Consider the following 20,022-nt stretch of genomic DNA (forward strand, 5'->3'; position numbering starts at 1 on the left):
TTCTTCTGCGGCATTCCAACGTCCTCCTACGGCTCAATAGTTTACTTCAGGGAGGACCACTTTTCAGGGGGCAGACCAGTTTCAGCCCGCCTGACACGCTTTCCGCTACCCTTAGGCACAACCATGCTGCCAGTTTTGTCAGGACATGCTTTCCATGCGCATTTTCATGCAAGCCAGGGGCGCGCATTCTCAACGCAATATCAGAAGCTCATGATGGTGATATCCAGATGATCGACGCCTCGCCGATCCGCGTCCATCAACATGCGGGCAACGGTCAAAAAGACGAGCGATCCGGTTGCATGGTTCGTTCGCGCAGCGGGTTGACGACCAAAATCCATGCGCTTGCCGATGCTGATAGCTGCCCGATTCATCTGAAGCTGACTGCTGGGCAAGCCCATGACGGGCGTTCGGCAGCCAATATGGCAGCCAATATGTTTGAGACGTTCAGGCCTGGCAGATATTATTGGCAGATCGTGCTTACGACAGCGATAGTTTACACCAAAGCCGCAAAGAATGAGGAGCATGGGGCTGCATTCGCCCCATGCCAAATCGTGTGAATGTCCCAGCCTTCAGTCCATGGCTTTATAAACAGTGTAACACCGCCGAAAGGTGCTTCAATAAACTCAAACCTTCCGAGCCATCGCAACTAGATACGACAAACGGGACGACAATTCCTTGCATCTATCCAGCTTGCTTCAATTCGTATTTGGCTCAGGTCTTATGAGGGGGCACCTAATGGACATGGGCCAAGACCGTATTCGCCCTTTACCCGTCATCCAAGCGAGCGCAACAGCACCCTCTCGGCCCTTGGCTTGAGACCACCAACGCCGAGTCCACCAGTGTCGTGAGCCCGCGTCACCAATACTGTCTCGCCCATTTACACGGCCCCGCCTGCAAACCACTGTACCCGCCCCTTTTCGGAGAAAACCTCCGGCCATGGAATGGCTGTTGTCAAAAACTTCATTTGACTTGAAAAAGCTCTAATGCAATTAATTTGCAATTGCGATAAGAGGTGAAGCATGACAAGTGATGGAACAGACGTAACGGCAGACAGGAATTTCGAGGGCTGGCGCCGTGAACGCGGCGAAGCCTCCATGTCTGATGTTCATGCCTCTGTCGCCGTCACCCGCTCCCGTTCGGCCTTTCGTCGGGCGCTTGCCTTTTTTGGCCCCGGCTATCTGGTTGCCGTCGGCTATATGGATCCCGGCAACTGGGCGACATCGCTGGCAGGTGGCTCGCGCTTTGGCTATGCGTTGTTGTCGGTCGTTCTGATTTCAAACATCATGGCCGTGCTGTTGCAGGCGCTGTGTGCCCGGCTTGCCATTGCCACGGGGCGTGATCTGGCGCAGGCCTGTCGCGATGCCTACCCACGTTTTCTTGCCTGGCCGCTCTGGCTTCTGGCTGAACTGGCCATCTGTGCCACCGACCTTGCCGAGGTGATCGGCACGGCCATTGGCCTTAATCTATTGTTTGGCATTCCGCTGGAACTGGGCGTCATCATCACCGCAACCGATGTGCTTCTGGTACTCTATTTGCAAAACAAGGGTTTTCGCAAAATCGAGGCCTTCATCATTGCGCTTCTGGGCGTCATTGCCTGGTGCTTCCTGATCCAGATCCTGATGGCCCGGCCAGATTGGGGTGCAGTCATTCGCGGCTTTGCGCCCACAACCGAAATCGTCAACAATCCGGACATGCTTTATATTGCGCTTGGCATTATCGGCGCGACGGTCATGCCGCATAATCTTTATCTGCATTCCGGTGTGGTTCAGACCCGCGCCTATGGCCATACAACGTCGGAAAAGCGCGAGGCCATCCGCTTTGCCTCGCTTGATTCCACCATCGCGCTGACCCTCGCCCTGCTCGTCAATGCATCCATTCTGATCCTTGCCGGCGCCAGTTTCAATGCAACCGGCCATACCAGCGTGGAAGATCTGGACAAGGCCCATATGCTGCTCAACCCGCTGCTTGGCTCGGCACTTGCCCCGACGCTCTTTGCCATTGCGCTTCTGTGCTGCGGCCTGAATTCCACCATTACCGCCACCATGGCAGGCCAGATTGTCATGGAAGGTTTTATCGATATCCGCCTGAAGCCATGGCTGCGCCGCGCGCTCACCCGCTTTGTCGCCATCATTCCGGCAGCCATTGTCACCCTTCTTTATGGCTCGGAGGGCACAACCCAATTGCTGATCTTTTCGCAGGTGATCCTGAGCCTGCAACTGCCCTTTGCGGTCGTTCCTCTGGTCATGTTCACGGCTGACAGGAAGAAGATGGGCGCGCTGGTTGCCCCACGCTGGATCAGCGTCATTGCCGCACTGATTGCAATGCTGATGATCGTGCTCAATCTCAAGCTGATCATTGATGTGTTTTCAGGCAGCGCCTGACCACAATGCCCGCCCACCGGACGGAATCGTCAGCCGGTCTGTAAGCCGGGTTCTGTATGGCCGGGCTTTCGGCCCGGCGTGGCAGCCATTCATCTGGGACGGATGTCACCACCCGCCTCTTGCAACCCACCCGGACGACTGATCTGGAAATCGATTGCCAATCCTTGCGGATCGACGCGCCGTCCCTATTCGGTCTTGCTCCCGGTGGGGTTTACCGTGCCGTCCCCATTGCTGGCGACGCGGTGGGCTCTTACCCCACCCTTTCACCCTTACCCCGTCATCCATGATGTTGCCTGCGACAACACAATGAAAGACGGGGCGGTCTGCTTTCTGTGGCACTGTCCCTGGGGTCACCCCCGCCGGGTGTTACCCGGCACCGTATTTCCATGGAGCCCGGACTTTCCTCACCTGCCACCTTTCGGCATATGACAGGCGCGGCTGCCCGACCGACTGACAGCTGCGCATATAGCACGATCTGCCACAAGAAAAACCCGTTTTCCGCGCAAACCAGACACAAAAAGCCGGCGGCCATCGGCCACCGGCTTTCCTGCACTGGCATTCAAAACCTCACGCGAATGCCCATGCAAATCGCAAGGCGCAGCACACCTCTCCCAAACTGGCCCCGTCTTCGGGACAAGACACAAGCCAAACCAATCAGATAGCTATTGCTTGCGAATGCGCGCCAGTCCTGCAACAGGCCATGCGGCCATTACATCAACTGCATATAGAGCTTGACCTGGCTGCAATATTTTGCCGAAATCGGATTCATGCGCTTGGCGCCATGGCCCGCATTATATTTCAGGATCGTACCGCATGTGCTGCCATCGCTCAGCTTCTGCGCCATGGCGAGATATTTCATGCCGTACTGGATATTGGTGGCCGGTTCATACAGGCCCCGGGCCGTGCCCGTATAGCCCATATAGCGTGCGGTCTCCAACTTGATCTGCATCAGGCCGATTTCACCCGCCTTGCCACGGATATTCGGCTGGAAATTGCTTTCATGACGCACAACGGCATGTGCCAGCGCAGGAGAAACGCCATAGACATTCGCATAATGCGTAATCAGACTGCTATAGGCATTGTCGGTCAGGCTCTTTGCCGCTTTCTTGCGCACTGCTTTTGCCTTGCCTGCCTTCAGGGCCGCACGCGAAGCGGGTACACTGCTATATGCAATCTTTTTGACAAATGAAGTCGATGCAGCCTTTTTGTTTTTCTGCTTCGTTTTGTGATGGCTGACAAAATTAGCACTATCGGCCCGTGGCGCACTCATCGCCGGATTGAGACCAAAAGAAACCAATGCGCCAATCAGGGCGCCCACAAAAACAAATTTAAATTTCATTATTCTACCGTTCTGGAAGTTCTCTATACTGGAGAAAGCCGCTACAGACAGGGCTTCTCGTTCCTGATTTCTCCCACCGGAAGACTGACGCGAGCGCCAAGACAAACCCGTCCTGTCACATCCGAGATGTGCAGTCTGACAGGATTATCCGCTGGGACCGGCATCTGTATGGCGGTGAAATGCAGCCGAAGATTGTTCTCAAAATAAAATAATATTACAACTTGTAATATGCACACGTTCCGCAATATAGCGCAAAAGGCGAGATCAAGATCCGCCATGCCTTGCAAAAAGCTGAATCAAAACACATTTTCCGCCGGCATGACCGTACGGCTGTCGCGCAAAAACCGTCAGCTGATAACATTCGGGATGGACGAATTAAGCCGATACAGCGTGTCAATGGTCGAAACATCCGCCACGCCATCCACCTTGGCAGGCCGGAAATGCCGCTGAAATGCCTTAATCACGATCTCGGTTGCCTCATCAAAGACACCGTTGATCGCAATGCCATAGCCATAAAGGGCAAGCATGGATTGCAGGGCTTCCACCGGCTGGCCCTGATCGCCGCGTGCAAAGAACCGCCCGCCGCAAATCGGTGTCGGCACGACATAATGGCCAACCCCGGCGGCATGCAGCCTATCCCATGGAAAGCTTTCACCCGGATCGGTCTTGCGCGCCGGCGCGATATCGGAATGGGCCAGAACATGTTCCGGGCGAATGCCATGGCGCGCGCAGATATCCTGGCACAGCGCAATTACCGCCTCGATCTGCGCATCCTTGAAGGGTGGATAGCCTTCAAGCTCGCCCGGATTGACGATCTCGATACCGATGGAAGCGGAGTTGAGATCCTCCTCGCCCTTCCAGAAGCTTACACCGGCATGCCATGCCCGCGCCTTTTCCGACACCATCTGCACAACCCGTCCATCCTCATGGACGAGATAATGCACCGAAACCTGACGTTCCGGGCTTTTGAGAATTTCGAGCGCCTCTTCGGCAGTTGGCAGGCCCGTATAATGCAGGATCAGGAATTTCGGTGTCTTGCCATCACGGCGCATACCAAAATTCGGCGAGGGGTCAAGCAAAGCCCCTGCATGATCGGCCGTGGTCAGTGCCAGTGTGGCCAGTTCCCTGTCCTGCATCATCCCATTGCTCATGCTGCTTCGAGGTTCTTTTCGATTCTTGCCCAGGCCGCATTTATGGCAGCAAGACGCCTGTTGGCAATGGCTATGAATTCCGGCGGCAGGCCTTCCGCAATCAATCTGTCCGGATGATGCTCCTTGACCAGCGCGCGATAGCGGCTGCGTGCATCTGCAAGGCTCACGCCGCGTCGCAAGCCAAGCACCCGATAGGGATCATCCTGCCCCTGCTCGATATGGCGCATGGCGATCTGTTCAAACTTCTCCTCGTCAAAGCCAAAGATTTCCGCAACGCGCGCAAGAAATTCCAGTTCCTTTTCATGCACATGGCCATCAGCCTTGGCGATGTGGAACAGCCCGTCGAGAATGTCCTCCAGAAGATGGCAATCGGGCTGGCCGTCGCTGCACAGATTTGCCAGCTTGTGGGCATAGCCTTCAAAACCGGCAACATCCTGCTTGGCCAGATCATAAAGCCGCGCCACATGCGCCTCTTCCTCTGGCGGCACTTCAAAAATATCACGAAAGGCCCTGATCTCGTCCTGCGTGACGATACCGTCAGCCTTGGCCATTTTGGCCGACAAGGCAATCATGGCAATGGAAAAGGCAACCTGACGGCGCGTCTTCACATCGCCTTCAAACACCGTACGTACGGCCTCGATGACGGCTGAAATGGCGTTGGTCGCCACGGAGGTGATAAAGTCACCTATTCTGACCCAAATAGACATGAATCACTTGTACAGAATTCATGTCCTTCTGCAAACAAAACGATGCTGACAATCTTTCCAGACATGCACGCGGCTGCTGAAGGCCCGCTTCTGTTGCAGCTCCAGGAAAATGGGAACCGGTTTTCCGCCCGGGAGCTGCACGGAGAAATAAGGCTGCTCCAAAAGCGAAACCTTTCCGTCTGGATGCTGGGAAACAGCATCGGAACAGTTTCAGCGTTTCCGTAAGAATCTGGATTGCGCTAATTGCTCAATGCCCGTTCAGCGGCATTCGCCGCGGCCATGGCCGCATTTTCGGCCTGTTCGGCGCTCTGGCCCACGGCAAGAGCCGCAGCACGCGCATTGGCGCGGGCGCGCTCTATGGCAGCCGCCTTTTCGGCCGCGCTCATCACGCCAGCTTTTTCCCGCAGCGTCGTGACAAGATCAGGTCCATTCCCGTCCCCGGCTGCAGGCGCAGCCGGCTCTGTCACCTGGACGGGTGTCTCCTTTGCGCCGGATGCATTGTCATCATTCTTGCCGCAGGCAGCAAGGCCAAGAAGGATCAGCGCGGATGCAAAGAAAAGAGAATTCCTGTTCATGGCAACAGACATAAACCTTATGAGTGCGGCTTTAAATTCCAAAAAATGTTGCTCCCTGATCGTCATGCAGAATCCACGCGCCCAATCTGGACATGGATAAGGGCCAACATTTGTCTCCATGTTAGCCCCAATTGTCTTACTTAATCATTGCCTGCCGGCGCGTTGTCAGCGTCTGACGCAGCCGTCGGGGATAATGTCGTCTTGGCAGGTGCTGTCGTTGCGGAAGCAGGCTGGAGTGCAGAACTGCCCTCATCCTTCTTCTCGTTACAGGCCACCAGACCAGGCCGCAAAACGGCAAGCGATGCGATACGTAATTTTCTCATCACGCTCATCCCTTACCCGCCCCATCAGAAAAAGCGCAGCTTGAATAAGCGTGTATCCTAATTTTCGAATAATATTCAATATAGCAGAAAGCATATGAAGATGCGTCGTCAATTGATTTAACAGTTTGAAACAAACAGTATTGCTTCCTATTCCTTATTGGCAGGACATTTGCAGTTACGGTCAAAATCCTTGCCAAAACAGCCGATAGCCCCCATCACTGGAAATGCCCACCAAATTGTTGGTCGCTAATGACCTGTTGAGACATATGGCGTAATCGTTGATCAACCGATTCGCGCATTTGGGTTTTCTGATGTATCGACTGGCCTGCCGCAGCCTCATCCTTGTTCTTGCCGCGCTGTTATCTGCTTGCACGACGGTGGATTATGATTTTTCCGATGTGAAGAAATCGGGCGCAGCCGCGCGGATTCCGCCGCCATCAGGTCCGGTCAAGGCACCGCGCTTTGGCGACACCGACCCGCATGAATGGAAAGGCCGCCATCCATGGCTTTATCCAATCCACGGCACGGATGTTTCGAAATATCAGACCAATGTTGACTGGCATCAGGCGCGCGCCAGCGGCATTTCCTTTGCCTTCATCAAGGCAACCGAAGGCGGTGACCGGGTTGATGACCGGTTCCTGGAACACTGGCACGGCACGCGCGCGGCCGGCATTCCGCGCGGAGCCTATCATTTCTATTATTTCTGCCGTCCGGCCATCGAACAGGCGCGCTGGTTCATCCGCAATGTCCCGCGCGATCCATCTGCCTTGCCGCCGGTTCTCGACATGGAATGGAACCCGCTTTCGCCGACCTGCAAATTGCGCCCGCATCCTGAGGTCGTGCGCAAGGAAATGCGCATCTTCCTGCAGGCAGTGGAAAAACATTACGGCAAGCGTCCGATCATCTATACCACGGTCGATTTCTTTGACGACAATGACCTGCGCCAGTTCAGCGACTATCCATTCTGGCTACGCTCCGTCGCCGGCCATCCGGACGAAAAATACGGGCCCCATCCCTGGACATTCTGGCAATATACCGGCACCGGCACGGTACCGGGCATCAGGGGCAATGCCGATATCAATGTCTTTGCCGGTGACCACAAGGCCTGGAAAAAGTGGCTGGAAAGCAACAAGGTGCGCTAAGCTCGGACCAAATTGGCGCATTAGCCCAAGTTTCGCTTCATTTCTGCCACGTGTTGCGGCAATAGAAATGAACCTTTTCCTGCAGGCGCAAATGCCTGTTGCCAACACGAGTTGATTTCTATGAAGCTTCTTGCTCCTGCTCTGGTTGCGGCATTTCTTGCCTCAACCGCTGTTTCAGTTGCACAGACTGCAGCCCCTGCCGAAGCCGCAGCCGCTCAGGATTCCGCCGCCCAAGCCCGGCCGGAATGCGGCACGGATTTTAATATCTGGCTGGAAAATCTTGCCAATGAAGCACGCGCGGCCGGTGTCAGCGACAAGGCGATTGCCGAACTGCACAAGGCGTCGATTGATGAAAAGGTTCTGGCACGCGATCGTAAGCAGACCGTGTTCAGCCTCACCTTCACGGAATTTTCCAAACGCCTGATTTCTGAAGCACGATTGAAGAAAGGCAAGGAAAACCTCGAAAAATACGCCGACATTTTCAGGAAGGTCGAGGAAACCTATGGTGTGCCGGGACCGGTTCTCGCCGCCTTCTGGGGGCTTGAAACCGATTTTGGCGCCATTCAGGGCGATTTCGACACGCTCAATGCACTTGTGACCCTGTCACATGACTGCCGCCGCCCGGAACTGTTTCGCCCACAGCTGATTGCCTTGCTCAAACTGTTCGATCAAGGCGTGGTCAATGCCAGCACCACCGGCGCATGGGCTGGTGAAATCGGCATGATGCAGCTTCTGCCGAAGGATTATCTGGAACGCGGCGTTGATGGCGATGGCGACGGCAAGGTTGACCTGAAGAATTCTGTCGCTGATGCCATGATGACGGCTGGGCGCATGTTGTCGGAACTGGGCTGGAAACGCGGCGAACCCTGGCTGGAACAGGTGCGCATCACCCGCGACCTGCCGTGGGAAGAAGCCATCCGCACCAACCGCAAGCCGGTTGCGCAATGGGTGGAATGGGGGGTCGAAGGCATCAACGGCCCGCTTGATACCAGCAAGGGCCAAGCCTCGCTGCTGCTGCCGCAAGGCCGCAAGGGCCCAGCCTTCCTTACCTATCCGAATTTCGACATCTATGTCGAATGGAACAAGTCGATCGTTTATGCGCTGACGGCAGCCTATTTCGCCACCCGCCTTGCCGGTGCGCCGGCACTTGAAGTCGGCAATCCCGATCCGGGCCTTTCCATCGAACAGATCAAGGAATTGCAGACCAGGCTTCAGGCCCGTGGCCATGAGATGGGCAAGATCGATGGCGTCCTGGGTGCTGCCACCCGTGATGCCGTGCGCGCCGAACAGCTCCGCCTTGGCATGCCAGCCGATTCATGGCCGACAGTGGAACTACTCAACAAGCTCTGATTGCAGGCGCGGCCTCCCGCGCCTTTTTCTTGCCCACCATTTCCCATGCTTCATCCACTGCTTGTCGTTTTGCCGGTCTTTGCCCTGATTTTCTCAGGCTGGGCGGCCTTTCGTCTGAATTTTCTGGGGCCAAATGCGGTTGCGGAATTGAACCGCTTTGTCGTTTATCTGGCTCTGCCGGCCCTGCTCTTTGACGTCATGGCCAATGCCAATGGCGCCGAACTCTGGCAACCGGGCTTTATCGCAGTCTTCACGCTCAGCAGTGCCATTGCCTTTGCCCTGCCCTTTCTCATCCGTGCGCGCGGACGCCTGCCGCTTGCCGATCAGGCACTTGACGGGCTAAACAGTGCCTATCCCAACAGTGGCTATATGGGACTGCCGCTGACGCTGATTGCCTTTGGCCCCGGCGTTCTGCCGGCAACCACAATTGCCATGATCATCACCGTCTGCGTGACCTTCGGCTTTGCCATTGTCCTGATCGAGATTTCCCGACAGACCGAAAGCCACCCCTTGCGAATTGCCTCCAAGGTTCTGATGTCGCTCATCCGCAACCCGCTTTTGTTAGCTCCGGCGCTTGGTGCCATTGCCTCTTTTGCAGGGCTTACCATTCCGGCACCGGCAGAAAAATTCCTGAAGATGCTGGGCGGTGCGGCATCTCCTTGCGCTCTTGTGGCACTCGGACTTTTCCTCGCCCGGCCACGCATGGTCGAACCCGGCAGCAGCCGCGCCATTGCCGTTCTGGTCTTTGCCAAGCTGATCGTCATGCCGGCCATCACCTGGCTGCTTGCGGTCTATGTCTTCGGCCTGCCGCCGCTCCTGGCCAATAGCGCGACCCTGCTTGCCGCCCTGCCAACCGGCACCGGCCCCTTCATGCTGGCCGAGCATTACCGGCGCGATGCGACAGTGACCTCCAACGTCATCCTGTTTTCGACGGTGCTGTCGATCATCACCCTATCGGCCTTTCTGGCGCTGCTGAACACCGCCGACTGATTCTCGCATGACACATTTCTGACTGAAAAATCGCCGGAATTGTTCAAAAACATGCCGGCAATTGTGGCGGAACCGGTACAAATGCATGGCGATTTCCTGGCGCGTCATCAAATGTGATCGGCCGGATGAAGCCAATTCATTCAATATTTTAGACCGCATGCAGGAGAAAATTTCCCCATTCACGCAACATTACAGAACGAAAGACGTTTTAACCGCGGCAATTTTATGTTTAAATTTTTCCGATCAGCGCGTGGATTCGGTTCCGCGCGCCCAGCAAGGAGACAGACCAATGGGACTTACACGATCCTTGAATGTCCTCATGATCTGTGCGGCGTTTGCGTTTGTTGCTGCAATGGTGGTCGGCATCATTCCGTAAGAACTCAAGCCACTGCAGGCAACAATTATCATTTCAGGGACGACTTGACCTGTCCGTAAGTGCAAGAATCAGTCCGGCTTTCAGAAAGCCGGACTTTTCATTTGCAGGCATTTATCTGAACAATCTTGAAACGCCCATCTGCGCATTGTCTTCAATGCGCAGATGGGCGTTTTGGCAAAATGGCTCAAGCTATTGTTTTTGCATCTTCTTTTTTCTCAGCCACGGCCTCTGTCTTCGGGCGGATGCCGATCATGTGGCAGATGGCAAAAGGCAGATCGGCCCGGTTCATGGTGTAGAAATGGAAATCCTGCACCCCGCGCTCGATCAGATCCATGACCTGTTCGGCCGCAATGGCCGCCGAGACAAGCTGATGCGTCTGCGGATCATTATCGAGCCCCTCAAAACGCTCGGCCATCCAGGCCGGAATATGCGTCGCGGAGCGCGCGCAGAAATTTTTCATCTGTTTGAAGCTGTGCACCGGCATGACGCCCGGGATGATCGGAATATAGACGCCCGCGCGCCGCACCCGTTCGACATAACGCTCATAGACATCATTATCGAAGAAGAACTGCGTGATGGCGCGCGTCGCCCCATTGTCCACCTTCCGCTTCAGCATATCGATATCAGTGGCAAAATCCGGACTTTCCGGGTGTTTTTCCGGATAGGCCGAGACGGTAATATCGAAATCGCCAATCCTGCGCAGGCCCTTGACCAGATCGGCGGCATTTTCATAGCCGCCCGGCGTTGGCACATATTTTTCGCCGATGCCGGCTGCCGGATCGCCGCGCAGGGCAACAAAACGCCGCACGCCCAGATCGGCAAACTGACGCGCCACGCGGTCGACTTCCTCGCGTGTTGCGTCAACACAGGTCAGATGCGCGGCGGGCGTGATACTGGTTTCCTTCAATATGCGCGCCACGGTGCGCGCCGTGCGCTCGCGCGTCGAGCCGCCCGCACCATAGGTCACGGAGACGAATTCGGGCTGCAGGGGTGCCAGCCGCGTTACGGTTTCCCAAAGACGCTGTTCCATTTCTTCCGTCTTGGGCGGAAAGAATTCGAACGACACCCGAATGGTCTGGCCGATATCAGGTCGGCGTGAAAGACCGTAGAAACCCATAAAAATGCTCCATTCTCACCAATTTCGTGCAAGCAGGCAGATATTCCGACCCACTTTGCGCATTCTGCGAGGCCTTGACCTCAAGATAATCAGGCCAGCACCGCCCCGGCATTTTCTTCCTCGGCCGGCCCTGCAATCAGCATACGCGGATCCTGCGCCAGCCAGAGCTTGACCGTCAGCCCGTCATCACCATTGGTGAATTTCGGTTCCAGCTCGACGGTCTTCACCGGCTCAAGGCCGGCATCCTTCATCCAGCCCAACATCTGTTCATCCGAAAAACCAAGTCGCAGATGGGCATGTTCCTCGCGCAGGAATTCAAGCTTGTGCGGGGCGAAATCGACAATCAACAACCGCCCGCCCGGACGCAATGCCCGCGCCGCCTCACGGATCGCAGCCTGCGGATCATCCAGGAAATGCAGCACCTGATGTATCGTCACCAGGTCAAAACGTTCGCGCTCCACCGGCAGCGCATAGACATCACCCTGGCGCACCTGTGCATTGGCAATGCCGGCAAGTTCCAGATTGGCACGTGCCACCGCCAGCATGTCGCGGTTGATGTCAATACCAAGACCCCGCTGATAAAGCGGCGCAAACAGCTCCAGCAGCCGCCCCGTACCCGTGCCGACATCCAGCATGGCCTGAAACGGACGATCACCCACAATGGCCTTCAGCGCCGTCTCAACCGCACTTTCCGAAACATGCAGCTTGCGGATTTCATCCCACGAGCCGGCATTGGCGCTGAAATAGGCAGCCGCCCGCTCCTGTCGGCTTGACTTGACCTGTGAAAGCCGCTCCAGATCGCGTTCGATCAGCGCATCCGCGCAATCCAGCCTGCCGAGTATGCCGCGCACAAGCGTGCCACAAACCGCATTGTCGGACAGCCGGAAATAAGCCCAGGCCCCTTCCTGATAACGATCGATCAGATCTGCTTCAGCAAGCAGTTTCAGATGACGCGAAACGCGTGGCTGCGACTGGCCAAGAATGGTCGTCAGGTCAGAAACGGTCAGATCGCCCTTTGAAAGCAGTGCAAGAATGCGCAGACGGCTTGGCTCTGCCACCGCCTTCAGCACATTTACCATCTGATCGAGCTGCATCCGCATATCGGCCATTCAATCACCTCTAAACATATAAAGATATGTTTATATAGGAATTAAACCAGATGCAAGCGATTTCTGCGCCTTCACACAGGAGAGGTCAGACAGGGATATTGACCCGATGGCACAAGCCTGACTTCCATACCGGCCAATACGGCCTGTAATATGATCAGAAGCGAAGAATGGGCGGGAGAATGATCATGAGCACGATGCGCCAGAAAGCGATAGGCAAGGCTTTGACGCTCTTGTTGCCGGGCGTGCCCTATGCGGATGCCGAGCCGATCCGGGCGGCTGCCCTTGCCCCGCACATGAAGACCCTGCCGCCATCAACCGCCGTCTGGCTTGCAACGGTTGCGCATATACGCCACCAGCACACGGATTATGATGCCCTGCGCGATGAAGGCTATGACAGGGAGTCGGCGCGTTTTTTCGTGCTTGATGCGATCAATGAGAAACTGACCGAATGGCGTGCGACCCGTCTGCTTGACCCGGAAGACGAAGAGTCGATGTCATAAGGCAGTTTCAGGAAAAGTGGATACCGGTATTCCGCCCAAAACTGAGAACCGGATAATATGCGAGAGCAATTCAGTCCTTGCGTGAAAACCTGAATTGCTCTCGCTAAGCTTGCCGCATTGCATGGCCCGGTGCGGTCATGCCGCCATGGAGCCTTGCGGCGAAAGCCGGCCAGTCGGTCAGTTAACCGAGCTGTGGCCCTGCAGATAGCCGTCTTTCCGAGAATCGGGCATGATCAGGCCGACGACGAAGACAAAGGCCATCATTGCGGTCACATACCAGAAGAAGCCGCTTTCCATGCCGGCCTGCTTGAACCACAACGCGACATATTCCGCCGTGCCACCGAACAGCGCATTGGCAATGGCATAGGAGAAGCCAACGCCCATGGCACGGACTTCAGCCGGAAACAGCTCGGCCTTCACGATACCGGCAATCGAGGTATACATGCTGACCAGCAGCAGGGCGAAGCTGATCAGGAAGAAAGCAGCCGTCGGGCTGGTCACGGAACCGATTGCCGTCATCAGTGGAACGGTTGCCAAGGCAAGCAGGCCGCCAAAACAGGTCATCATGATCTTTCGGCCAACCTTGTCGGACAGAGCGCCCAGCAAGGGCTGCAGCAGCATGAAGACCAGAAGCACGCCCGTCATGATTTCACTGGCGCTCGCCTTGCTCATGCCGGCCGTATTGACCAGATATTTCTGCATATAGGTCGTGAAGGTATAGAAGGACAGCGAACCGCCTGCCGTAAAGCCGGCGACGATCAGAAATGCCTTGCGATGATGCTTCCAGATATAGGCAAAGGTGCCCGAGCCCTTCTGCTTTCGGCTTTCCTCAGTCGTGGTCTCATGCAGCGTGCGGCGCAGATAAAGCGCGATGATGGCTGCAAAACCGCCGATGGCGAACGGAATGCGCCAGCCCCAGGCATGAAGCTGCTCGGAATCAAGGAAGAACTGCAGGATCACCAGAACCAGCACGGCCAGAAGCTGACCGCCAATCAGCGTCACATACTGGAAGGAAGAGAAGAAACCACGTCGGCCTGCAAGTGCAACCTCACTCATATAGGTCGCCGTCGTGCCATATTCGCCACCGACCGACAGCCCCTGCACAAGGCGCACCAGCAACAGCAGGATCGGTGCCAGCAGACCAGCCGTCTGATAGGTTGGCAGGATGGCAATGGCAAAGGAGCCAAAGCACATCATCGTCACCGAAATGAGCATGGATGTACGCCGTCCAAGCTGGTCGGCAATGCGGCCGAACAGCCAGCCACCAATCGGACGCATCAAGAAACCGGCCGCGAAAATGGCGGCGGCATTCAACAATTGCGTCGTCTGGTCTTCTGCCGGGAAAAACTGTGAAGCGAAATAAAGCGCGCCGAAGGAATAGACATAAAAGTCATACCATTCGACCAGATTGCCTGAAGCACTCGCTACAATTGCAAAAATACGGCGTCGTGTGTCATGCGCTTCATGCGCATGAACGCCACCACTTATGTCATCGACATGAGAATCGCTGATGTTCATGAAGTCTATCCAATACTGGGCGGCATAAAGACAGCCACCCTCGGGCCATGCAGCTCTTCGCATTTGCCAAGAATGCACGGCCAGGTTGAAATAACAATCAATCAAATTTTGCTAATATCACACGACAGGCCCCTAGCAAGCCTTTTGCCTATAACAAAATCGTGTCCTGCCGCATGATAACCAGTTTTCAATTGATGGTTATGCCTTTTGCGCCACGATGAAAATCCTCGGAAAACGCAACAGTACCTTCCTATCTATCGTCAGCGGATAATGCTCGGCAAGCCGCTCTTTATAGGCAGCCAAATAAGCATCCTGCTCATATTCATCCAGCCGATCCAGGAACGGACGAAGGCCCGTTCCCTTCACCCATTCGACAATGGCATCAAGGCCATCGAGCGGGTGATTGTAGATCGTATGCCAGATATCCACACGTGCTGCCTCGCCGATCAGCGCATCATGATAGGTGCCAACGGGCGGCAGCGGCGCCCGGCCTTCTCCGCCGATCTTGGCGGCAAATTGCGGCGAACGCGCCACCTGCAACATGGCCTGATGCGTTGGCTCTGCCATATTGTCAGGCATCTGGATGGCCAGAACCGCCCCCGGCCGCATCAGACGGAACAGGCGCTGCATCTCGCGCAAGTGGTCGGGGATCCATTGAAACACGGCATTGGAAAACAGGAGATCCGTCTCGGCATCCGGTTCGAACTGGCAGAGATCGCCGATCTCGAAATGAATGCAGGGCAGACGCTTGCGCGCTTTCTCGATCATGTCCGGCGATGTATCAAAACCCCAGACTTGCGCCGATGGCCAGCGATTGACCAGAAGCTCGGTCGAATTGCCCGGCCCGCAGCCAATATCCACAACCTTGCGCGGATTTCGCAAGGGAATGTTCATGACAAGATCACGCGCCGGACGACTGCGCTCATCCTCAAACTTCAGATATTGCTGTGCCGACCAGTCTTTCATCGTTTTCTCCCGCCAGTCAAAAAATATGGCCGGCGCTGAAACGCCCGCCAATGAATTCAAACCTCCATCAGGCACACGATCGGCTTCAGGCGCCGCAACCATGCCGGTGTCCGAAAACCGGAGCAGAGCGTGCAATGGGTATGTGAGCACCGGAAACGCGGAACGACACCATTTGCAGATCGCAGGAGCCCGAACATCTGGCACCTATCGCGTGAGCGGCTTGTAGGTCACGCGTTTTGGATTGACGCTGTCGGGCCCCAGGCGACGCACCTTGTCGGCTTCGTAATCGGCAAAATTGCCCTCGAACCATTCGACATGGCTGTCGCCTTCAAAAGCGAGGATGTGCGTTGCCAAACGGTCAAGGAACATGCGATCGTGGCTGATGATGACCGCGCAGCCGGCAAAGTTTTCCAGTGCTTCTTCCAGGGCACCCAGCGTTTCAGTATCAAGATCATTGGTCGGTTCGTCGAGCAGCAGGACATTGCCGCCAGACTTCAGCATCTTGGCCAGATGGACGCGGTTGCGCTGGCCGCCCGACAGATTGCCGACCTTCTGCTGCTGATCGCCGCCCTTGAAATTGAACGCACCGCAATAGGCGCGGCTATTCATTTCATATTTGCCAAGCTTGATCACATCATTGCCGCCGGAAATTTCTTCCCAGACCGTCTTGTTCGGATCAAGCGCGTCACGGCTCTGGTCCACATAGGAAAGCTGCACCGTCTCGCCGATGCGGATCGTGCCGGCATCCGGCTTTTCCTGACCGGTCAGCATCTTGAACAGGGTCGACTTGCCAGCACCGTTCGGACCGATCACACCGACAATGCCGCCGGCCGGCAGCTTGAAGCTCAGATTGTCGATCAGCAGGCGGTCACCAAACCCCTTGGACAGGTTTTCGACCTCGATCACGACCTGACCGAGGCGCTCGCCAACCGGAATGATGATCTGGGCTTCGCCCGGACGGCGTTCTTCCGCACTCTTGACCAGCTCGTCATAGGCCTTGATACGCGCCTTCGACTTGGCCTGGCGCGCCTTGGGGCTGGCCGAAATCCATTCGCGTTCGCGCGCCAGCGCCTTTTGGCGGGCAGCCTCTTCACGGCCTTCCTGCTCCATGCGCTTGGCCTTGGCTTCAAGATAGGCCGAATAATTGCCTTCATAAGGAATACCGCGACCACGATCGAGCTCAAGAATCCAGCCCGTCACATTGTCGAGGAAGTAACGGTCGTGGGTGATGATGAGAACCGCGCCCGGATATTCGCGCAGATGCTTTTCCAGCCATGCGGTCGTTTCCGCATCGAGATGGTTGGTCGGCTCGTCAAGCAGCAGCAGATCCGGCTTCGAAAGCAGCAGCCGGCACAACGCCACGCGGCGCTTTTCACCGCCCGAAAGCGTGGTCACATCCGCATTGCCCGGCGGGCAGCGCAGCGCTTCCATCGCCATTTCGACCTGGCTTTCCAGATCCCACAGATTCTGGCTGTCGATGATGTCCTGCAGCTTTGCGCCCTCTTCCGCCGTTTCGTCGGAATAGTTCATCATCAGTTCGTTGTAGCGGTCGAGGATGGCCTTCTTGTCGGCAACCCCTTCCATCACATTGCCAAGCACATCCTTGGTCGGATCAAGCTCCGGCTCCTGCGGAAGATAGCCACAGGTTGCCCCTTCGGCGAGCCAGGCCTCGCCGGTATATTCCTTATCGAGACCGGCCATGATCCTCAGCACGGTCGACTTACCCGCACCATTCGGGCCAAGAATACCGATCTTGGCATCGGGGTAGAACGAGAGATGGATATTCTCAAGAATCTTCTTGTTGCCATAGGCCTTGTTGAGGCCCGACATGTGATAAATGAACTGGCGTGCCATGAAGCGCGTCGTCTCCACAAGTTGAAAAGCGCAAAAAGACAGAAACTGCCTGCAATGCGCGGAATTTCGCTGGCCGCTATGTAAGCCAAATACCGGCGCGAAGCAAACGTGTTGAGGCACAAAAGATGATATCGGAGCAATCATCAAAACGAAACCGGGCGCGGATATTTCCGTCACCCGGTTTCCCCTCTGGCTACCGCTGTCGGGGTTCCTCGTCCCTTCTGGCGGCCTGCAATCCCAAGACAGGTGAAGGACGTTCTTCTCGTTTCAGTTCCCTGTCCGCGCCTGTCGTCAACAACAGATTTGCGCAGCTTTGCGCGGTTTTCAAGTTAAATTTGCACAAAAAATGCGTTTGCCTAAAATTACTGCATTTTCACATAAATTGCCATTGTTTTGACCTGCAGCGCATCCATGATTGACTATTTGCGCATCATGAATCAGATACATCCATGTCGTTTGAACACCCCTTTTTCCTGCCCTTGCGCGATGGCTGCCGATTGCCTTGCCGGCATCTTGCCGCAGCCGGCAATCCGCGTGCCATAGTGCATATCTGTCATGGTTTGGCAGAGCATTCCGCACGCTATCAGGGCTTTGCCAAAACCCTGTCCGAAGCCGGCTATCACATATATGCCCATGACCATCGCGGCCATGGCCTGAATATTGGCCGCCACGCGCCGCGCGGACAGATCGCCCATAAGGACGGCCAGCGCATAGCCATTGATGACATTGTCGAACTCAACCGCCATGTCAGGCTTTCTCATCCGGACCTTCCCGTCATATTGTTCGGCCATTCCATGGGCGGGCTCATCGCGCTCAATTATGCACTTGATCACGCAGACACGATTGCAGCCCTTGCTGTCTGGAACGCCAGTTTCGGCCGCATGGCCGAACATATGCTGGCAATGAGCCTGCTTTATGCCGAACGCATGCTGAAAGGCTCGGATGTTCCAAGCCGCATCCTGCCCAAACTCACATTCCGCGCCTGGGGGGAGGCCATTGCGGGACATCGCACGCCATTCGACTGGCTGAGCCATGATCAGAAGGTGGTCGATGCCTATATGGCTGATCCGCTCTGCGGCTTTGACGCGAGTGTCTCGCTCTGGATGGATATTGTCCGCTGGATGAAGCGCGGATCAAATGACCGCAATTTCATGAAAATGCCAAGGAACCTGCCGATCAGCCTTGTCGGCGGCTCAGAAGATCCTGCAACCGAAGGTGGACGTGCCGTCAGCCGTCTCCATGCCCGCCTGCGCCGGATGGGTTTCAGCCGGGTACAATGCCAGATCCTGCCCGGCGCGCGGCATGAATGCCTGAACGAGCGCAATCATGCGGATATCACGCAGAATTTTTTGCGCTGGCTGCACGAAAATCTTTAATCCCCGTTTATCAGCCGATAAACAGTGGGATATATCATCGAACAGGATAAAATATAGACTTGCAATAAAATATGGACTTGCAAAATGTGGGTTGGTTTTTTTGCAATCAAACATTGATAAGATACGCGCCCCACGCTAGAGACCGGGCACTAGGAACAAAGGAACTGGTCGCTTGAAGACACCATTTATTTCCGTGGTCATTCCGTGTCGCAACGAGGCTGCAAATCTGGCATTCCTGCTGGATGAGGTCGACGCAGCCATGCAGGGCCGCGACTATGAAGTCATTGTCGTTGATGACGGCTCGACGGATTCAACCGGCGAGGTTCTGGCGCGCCGCATCAAGGCTGGCAGCCCTCTGCGCCATATCAGGCATGATCGTTCATCCGGTCAGAGTGCCGCCGTGCGCTCCGGTGTTTTTGCCGCCAGAGGCGACATCATTGTCACCATGGATGGCGACGGACAGAACGATCCGGCCTATCTGCCCCTCCTCGTGGATGCACTGGTTGCCGCCGGCCCGAAATTCGGCATTGCCGCCGGCCAGCGCCTGAAGCGCACGGACACCAGGCTGAAACAGCTTGCCTCGCGCTTTGCCAACAAGCTGCGCGGCGCCCTGCTGAAGGACAAGACACGCGATTCCGGCTGCGGCCTGAAGGCGCTTCATACCGAACTTTTCCGGCAATTGCCGTTCTTTGACGGCTGGCATCGTTATCTGCCTGCCCTTGCCCTGCGAGAAGGCTATGACGTGGTACATGTGGACGTGATCGACCGTGAACGCCGCCACGGCAAATCCAATTACGGTATTCTTGACCGTGGCTTGCGCGGCATTCTCGATCTTTACGGCGTCTGGTGGCTGCGCAAGCGCCGCAAGGTGGTGCCGCAGATAACGGAGATCAAGCATGACTGATCTTTTCTCCAGCTTCATGCAATGGCTGCATGAGGTCTTTGTCGCGCAATGGGATGGCTGGGTCATCCTCGGTTTTGTCGCACAGGCCTGCTTTACCATGCGCTTTGTCGTGCAATGGCTTGCCTCCGAAAGGGCCAAGCGCAGCGTCATGCCGGTTGCCTTCTGGTTTTTCTCGCTGATTGGCGGCGCATTACTGTTCATCTATGCGATCCAGCGCAAAGATCCGGTATTCATCGCTGGACAAGGCCTTGGCCTTTTGGTCTACATTCGCAATCTTGTGCTGATCGCCAATGAACGCAAGGCGCAGGCGGCCGGAAAATAGCCCGCCTGCCACAAGGGAGCGG

Annotated in this window: 20 protein-coding genes, 1 other RNA gene and 1 pseudogene; 11 read left to right on the forward strand and 11 right to left on the reverse strand. The window is 56.0% G+C overall.

Annotated elements, in window-relative coordinates; genetic code table 11:
- The 3 genes and pseudogenes from ACFO1V_RS03470 to ACFO1V_RS03480 all read left to right on the forward strand — a co-directional run.
- On the forward strand, positions 1-231 hold a 231-nt coding region (locus ACFO1V_RS03470), incomplete at its 5' end, for a hypothetical protein (protein WP_380075060.1).
- A pseudogene (locus ACFO1V_RS03475) lies at positions 183-719 on the forward strand (IS5 family transposase); the annotation flags it as partial. The gene ACFO1V_RS03470 and the pseudogene ACFO1V_RS03475, both read left to right, overlap by 49 nt.
- A 300-nt stretch (positions 720-1,019) precedes the next feature.
- On the forward strand, positions 1,020-2,381 hold the full coding sequence (locus ACFO1V_RS03480; protein ID WP_374833273.1) for an Nramp family divalent metal transporter: 1,362 nt from the start codon (positions 1,020-1,022) through the stop codon (positions 2,379-2,381).
- 25 nt (positions 2,382-2,406) lie between these two features.
- On the opposite strand, the gene rnpB is transcribed toward ACFO1V_RS03480, so the two are convergent.
- The 6 genes from rnpB to ACFO1V_RS03510 form a co-directional block, all read right to left on the reverse strand.
- An RNA gene (gene rnpB / locus ACFO1V_RS03485) (RNase P RNA component class A) lies at positions 2,407-2,835 on the reverse strand.
- Positions 2,836-3,090: 255 nt separating this feature from the next.
- On the reverse strand, positions 3,091-3,720 hold the full coding sequence (locus ACFO1V_RS03490; protein ID WP_374833271.1) for a lytic transglycosylase domain-containing protein: 630 nt from the start codon (positions 3,718-3,720) through the stop codon (positions 3,091-3,093).
- A 347-nt stretch (positions 3,721-4,067) separates the two neighbouring features.
- Positions 4,068-4,859: an N-acetylmuramoyl-L-alanine amidase gene (locus ACFO1V_RS03495; protein WP_374833277.1), complete on the reverse strand. Its 792-nt coding sequence runs from the start codon at positions 4,857-4,859 to the stop codon at positions 4,068-4,070.
- Between the two features lie 8 nt (positions 4,860-4,867).
- A complete protein-coding gene (locus ACFO1V_RS03500; protein ID WP_374833269.1) occupies positions 4,868-5,578 on the reverse strand; it encodes a TerB family tellurite resistance protein in 711 nt (236 codons plus the stop codon).
- A gap of 239 nt (positions 5,579-5,817) precedes the next feature.
- Positions 5,818-6,153, reverse strand: coding sequence for an antifreeze protein (locus ACFO1V_RS03505; RefSeq protein ID WP_374833267.1), 336 nt, complete (start codon positions 6,151-6,153; stop codon positions 5,818-5,820).
- Positions 6,154-6,293: 140 nt separating this feature from the next.
- The gene (locus ACFO1V_RS03510; RefSeq protein WP_374833265.1) at positions 6,294-6,476 is read right to left on the reverse strand and encodes a hypothetical protein; all 183 of its coding nucleotides are present in this window, start codon (positions 6,474-6,476) and stop codon (positions 6,294-6,296) included.
- Positions 6,477-6,787: 311 nt separating this feature from the next.
- On the opposite strand from ACFO1V_RS03510, the gene ACFO1V_RS03515 reads away from it, so the two are divergent.
- From ACFO1V_RS03515 to ACFO1V_RS03530, 4 genes are all read left to right on the forward strand, one after another.
- On the forward strand, positions 6,788-7,618 hold the full coding sequence (locus ACFO1V_RS03515; RefSeq protein ID WP_374833263.1) for a glycoside hydrolase family 25 protein: 831 nt from the start codon (positions 6,788-6,790) through the stop codon (positions 7,616-7,618).
- A 120-nt stretch (positions 7,619-7,738) separates the two neighbouring features.
- Positions 7,739-8,968: a lytic murein transglycosylase gene (locus tag ACFO1V_RS03520; RefSeq protein ID WP_374833261.1), complete on the forward strand. Its 1,230-nt coding sequence runs from the start codon at positions 7,739-7,741 to the stop codon at positions 8,966-8,968.
- Between the two features lie 45 nt (positions 8,969-9,013).
- Positions 9,014-9,958, forward strand: a complete 945-nt coding sequence (locus ACFO1V_RS03525) for an AEC family transporter (protein ID WP_374833259.1) — start codon at positions 9,014-9,016, stop codon at positions 9,956-9,958.
- 85 nt (positions 9,959-10,043) lie between these two features.
- On the forward strand, positions 10,044-10,334 hold the full coding sequence (locus ACFO1V_RS03530) for a hypothetical protein (protein WP_374833257.1): 291 nt from the start codon (positions 10,044-10,046) through the stop codon (positions 10,332-10,334).
- A 184-nt stretch (positions 10,335-10,518) separates the two neighbouring features.
- Here the strand turns inward: ACFO1V_RS03530 and metF are convergent, their stop codons facing one another.
- Both metF and ACFO1V_RS03540 read right to left on the reverse strand, forming a co-directional pair.
- On the reverse strand, positions 10,519-11,451 hold the full coding sequence (metF, locus tag ACFO1V_RS03535; protein WP_374833255.1) for a methylenetetrahydrofolate reductase [NAD(P)H]: 933 nt from the start codon (positions 11,449-11,451) through the stop codon (positions 10,519-10,521).
- 89 nt (positions 11,452-11,540) lie between these two features.
- Positions 11,541-12,560 carry an ArsR/SmtB family transcription factor gene (locus tag ACFO1V_RS03540; protein ID WP_374833253.1) on the reverse strand — a complete coding sequence of 340 codons (1,020 nt, stop codon included), beginning with the start codon at positions 12,558-12,560 and terminating at the stop codon, positions 11,541-11,543.
- Between the two features lie 179 nt (positions 12,561-12,739).
- On the opposite strand from ACFO1V_RS03540, the gene ACFO1V_RS03545 reads away from it, so the two are divergent.
- Complete coding sequence (locus tag ACFO1V_RS03545) at positions 12,740-13,060, forward strand: DUF2293 domain-containing protein (protein WP_374833251.1); 321 nt, start codon at positions 12,740-12,742, stop codon at positions 13,058-13,060.
- Positions 13,061-13,237: 177 nt separating this feature from the next.
- On the opposite strand, the gene ACFO1V_RS03550 is transcribed toward ACFO1V_RS03545, so the two are convergent.
- The 3 genes from ACFO1V_RS03550 to ettA form a co-directional block, all read right to left on the reverse strand.
- Complete coding sequence (locus ACFO1V_RS03550) at positions 13,238-14,578, reverse strand: MFS family transporter (protein ID WP_374833249.1); 1,341 nt, start codon at positions 14,576-14,578, stop codon at positions 13,238-13,240.
- A 198-nt stretch (positions 14,579-14,776) separates the two neighbouring features.
- Positions 14,777-15,544 (reverse strand): trans-aconitate 2-methyltransferase, encoded by a 768-nt coding sequence (gene tam, locus ACFO1V_RS03555; protein ID WP_374833247.1) that lies wholly within the window; start codon positions 15,542-15,544, stop codon positions 14,777-14,779.
- A 204-nt stretch (positions 15,545-15,748) separates the two neighbouring features.
- The gene (ettA, locus tag ACFO1V_RS03560; protein ID WP_374833245.1) at positions 15,749-17,398 is read right to left on the reverse strand and encodes an energy-dependent translational throttle protein EttA; all 1,650 of its coding nucleotides are present in this window, start codon (positions 17,396-17,398) and stop codon (positions 15,749-15,751) included.
- A gap of 449 nt (positions 17,399-17,847) precedes the next feature.
- On the opposite strand from ettA, the gene ACFO1V_RS03565 reads away from it, so the two are divergent.
- The 3 genes from ACFO1V_RS03565 to ACFO1V_RS03575 all read left to right on the forward strand — a co-directional run bounded on the left by ACFO1V_RS03565 (position 17,848) and on the right by ACFO1V_RS03575 (position 20,000).
- Complete coding sequence (locus tag ACFO1V_RS03565) at positions 17,848-18,774, forward strand: alpha/beta fold hydrolase (protein WP_374833243.1); 927 nt, start codon at positions 17,848-17,850, stop codon at positions 18,772-18,774.
- A 172-nt stretch (positions 18,775-18,946) separates the two neighbouring features.
- Positions 18,947-19,678 (forward strand): glycosyltransferase family 2 protein, encoded by a 732-nt coding sequence (locus tag ACFO1V_RS03570; protein ID WP_374833241.1) that lies wholly within the window; start codon positions 18,947-18,949, stop codon positions 19,676-19,678.
- A complete protein-coding gene (locus tag ACFO1V_RS03575; RefSeq protein WP_374833239.1) occupies positions 19,671-20,000 on the forward strand; it encodes a lipid-A-disaccharide synthase N-terminal domain-containing protein in 330 nt (109 codons plus the stop codon). The genes ACFO1V_RS03570 and ACFO1V_RS03575 overlap by 8 nt, the downstream gene beginning before the upstream one ends.
- Positions 20,001-20,022: the final 22 nt, after the last annotated feature.

Source organism: Daeguia caeni, assembly GCF_042653845.1.
Lineage (GTDB): Bacteria > Pseudomonadota > Alphaproteobacteria > Rhizobiales > Rhizobiaceae > Brucella > Brucella caeni.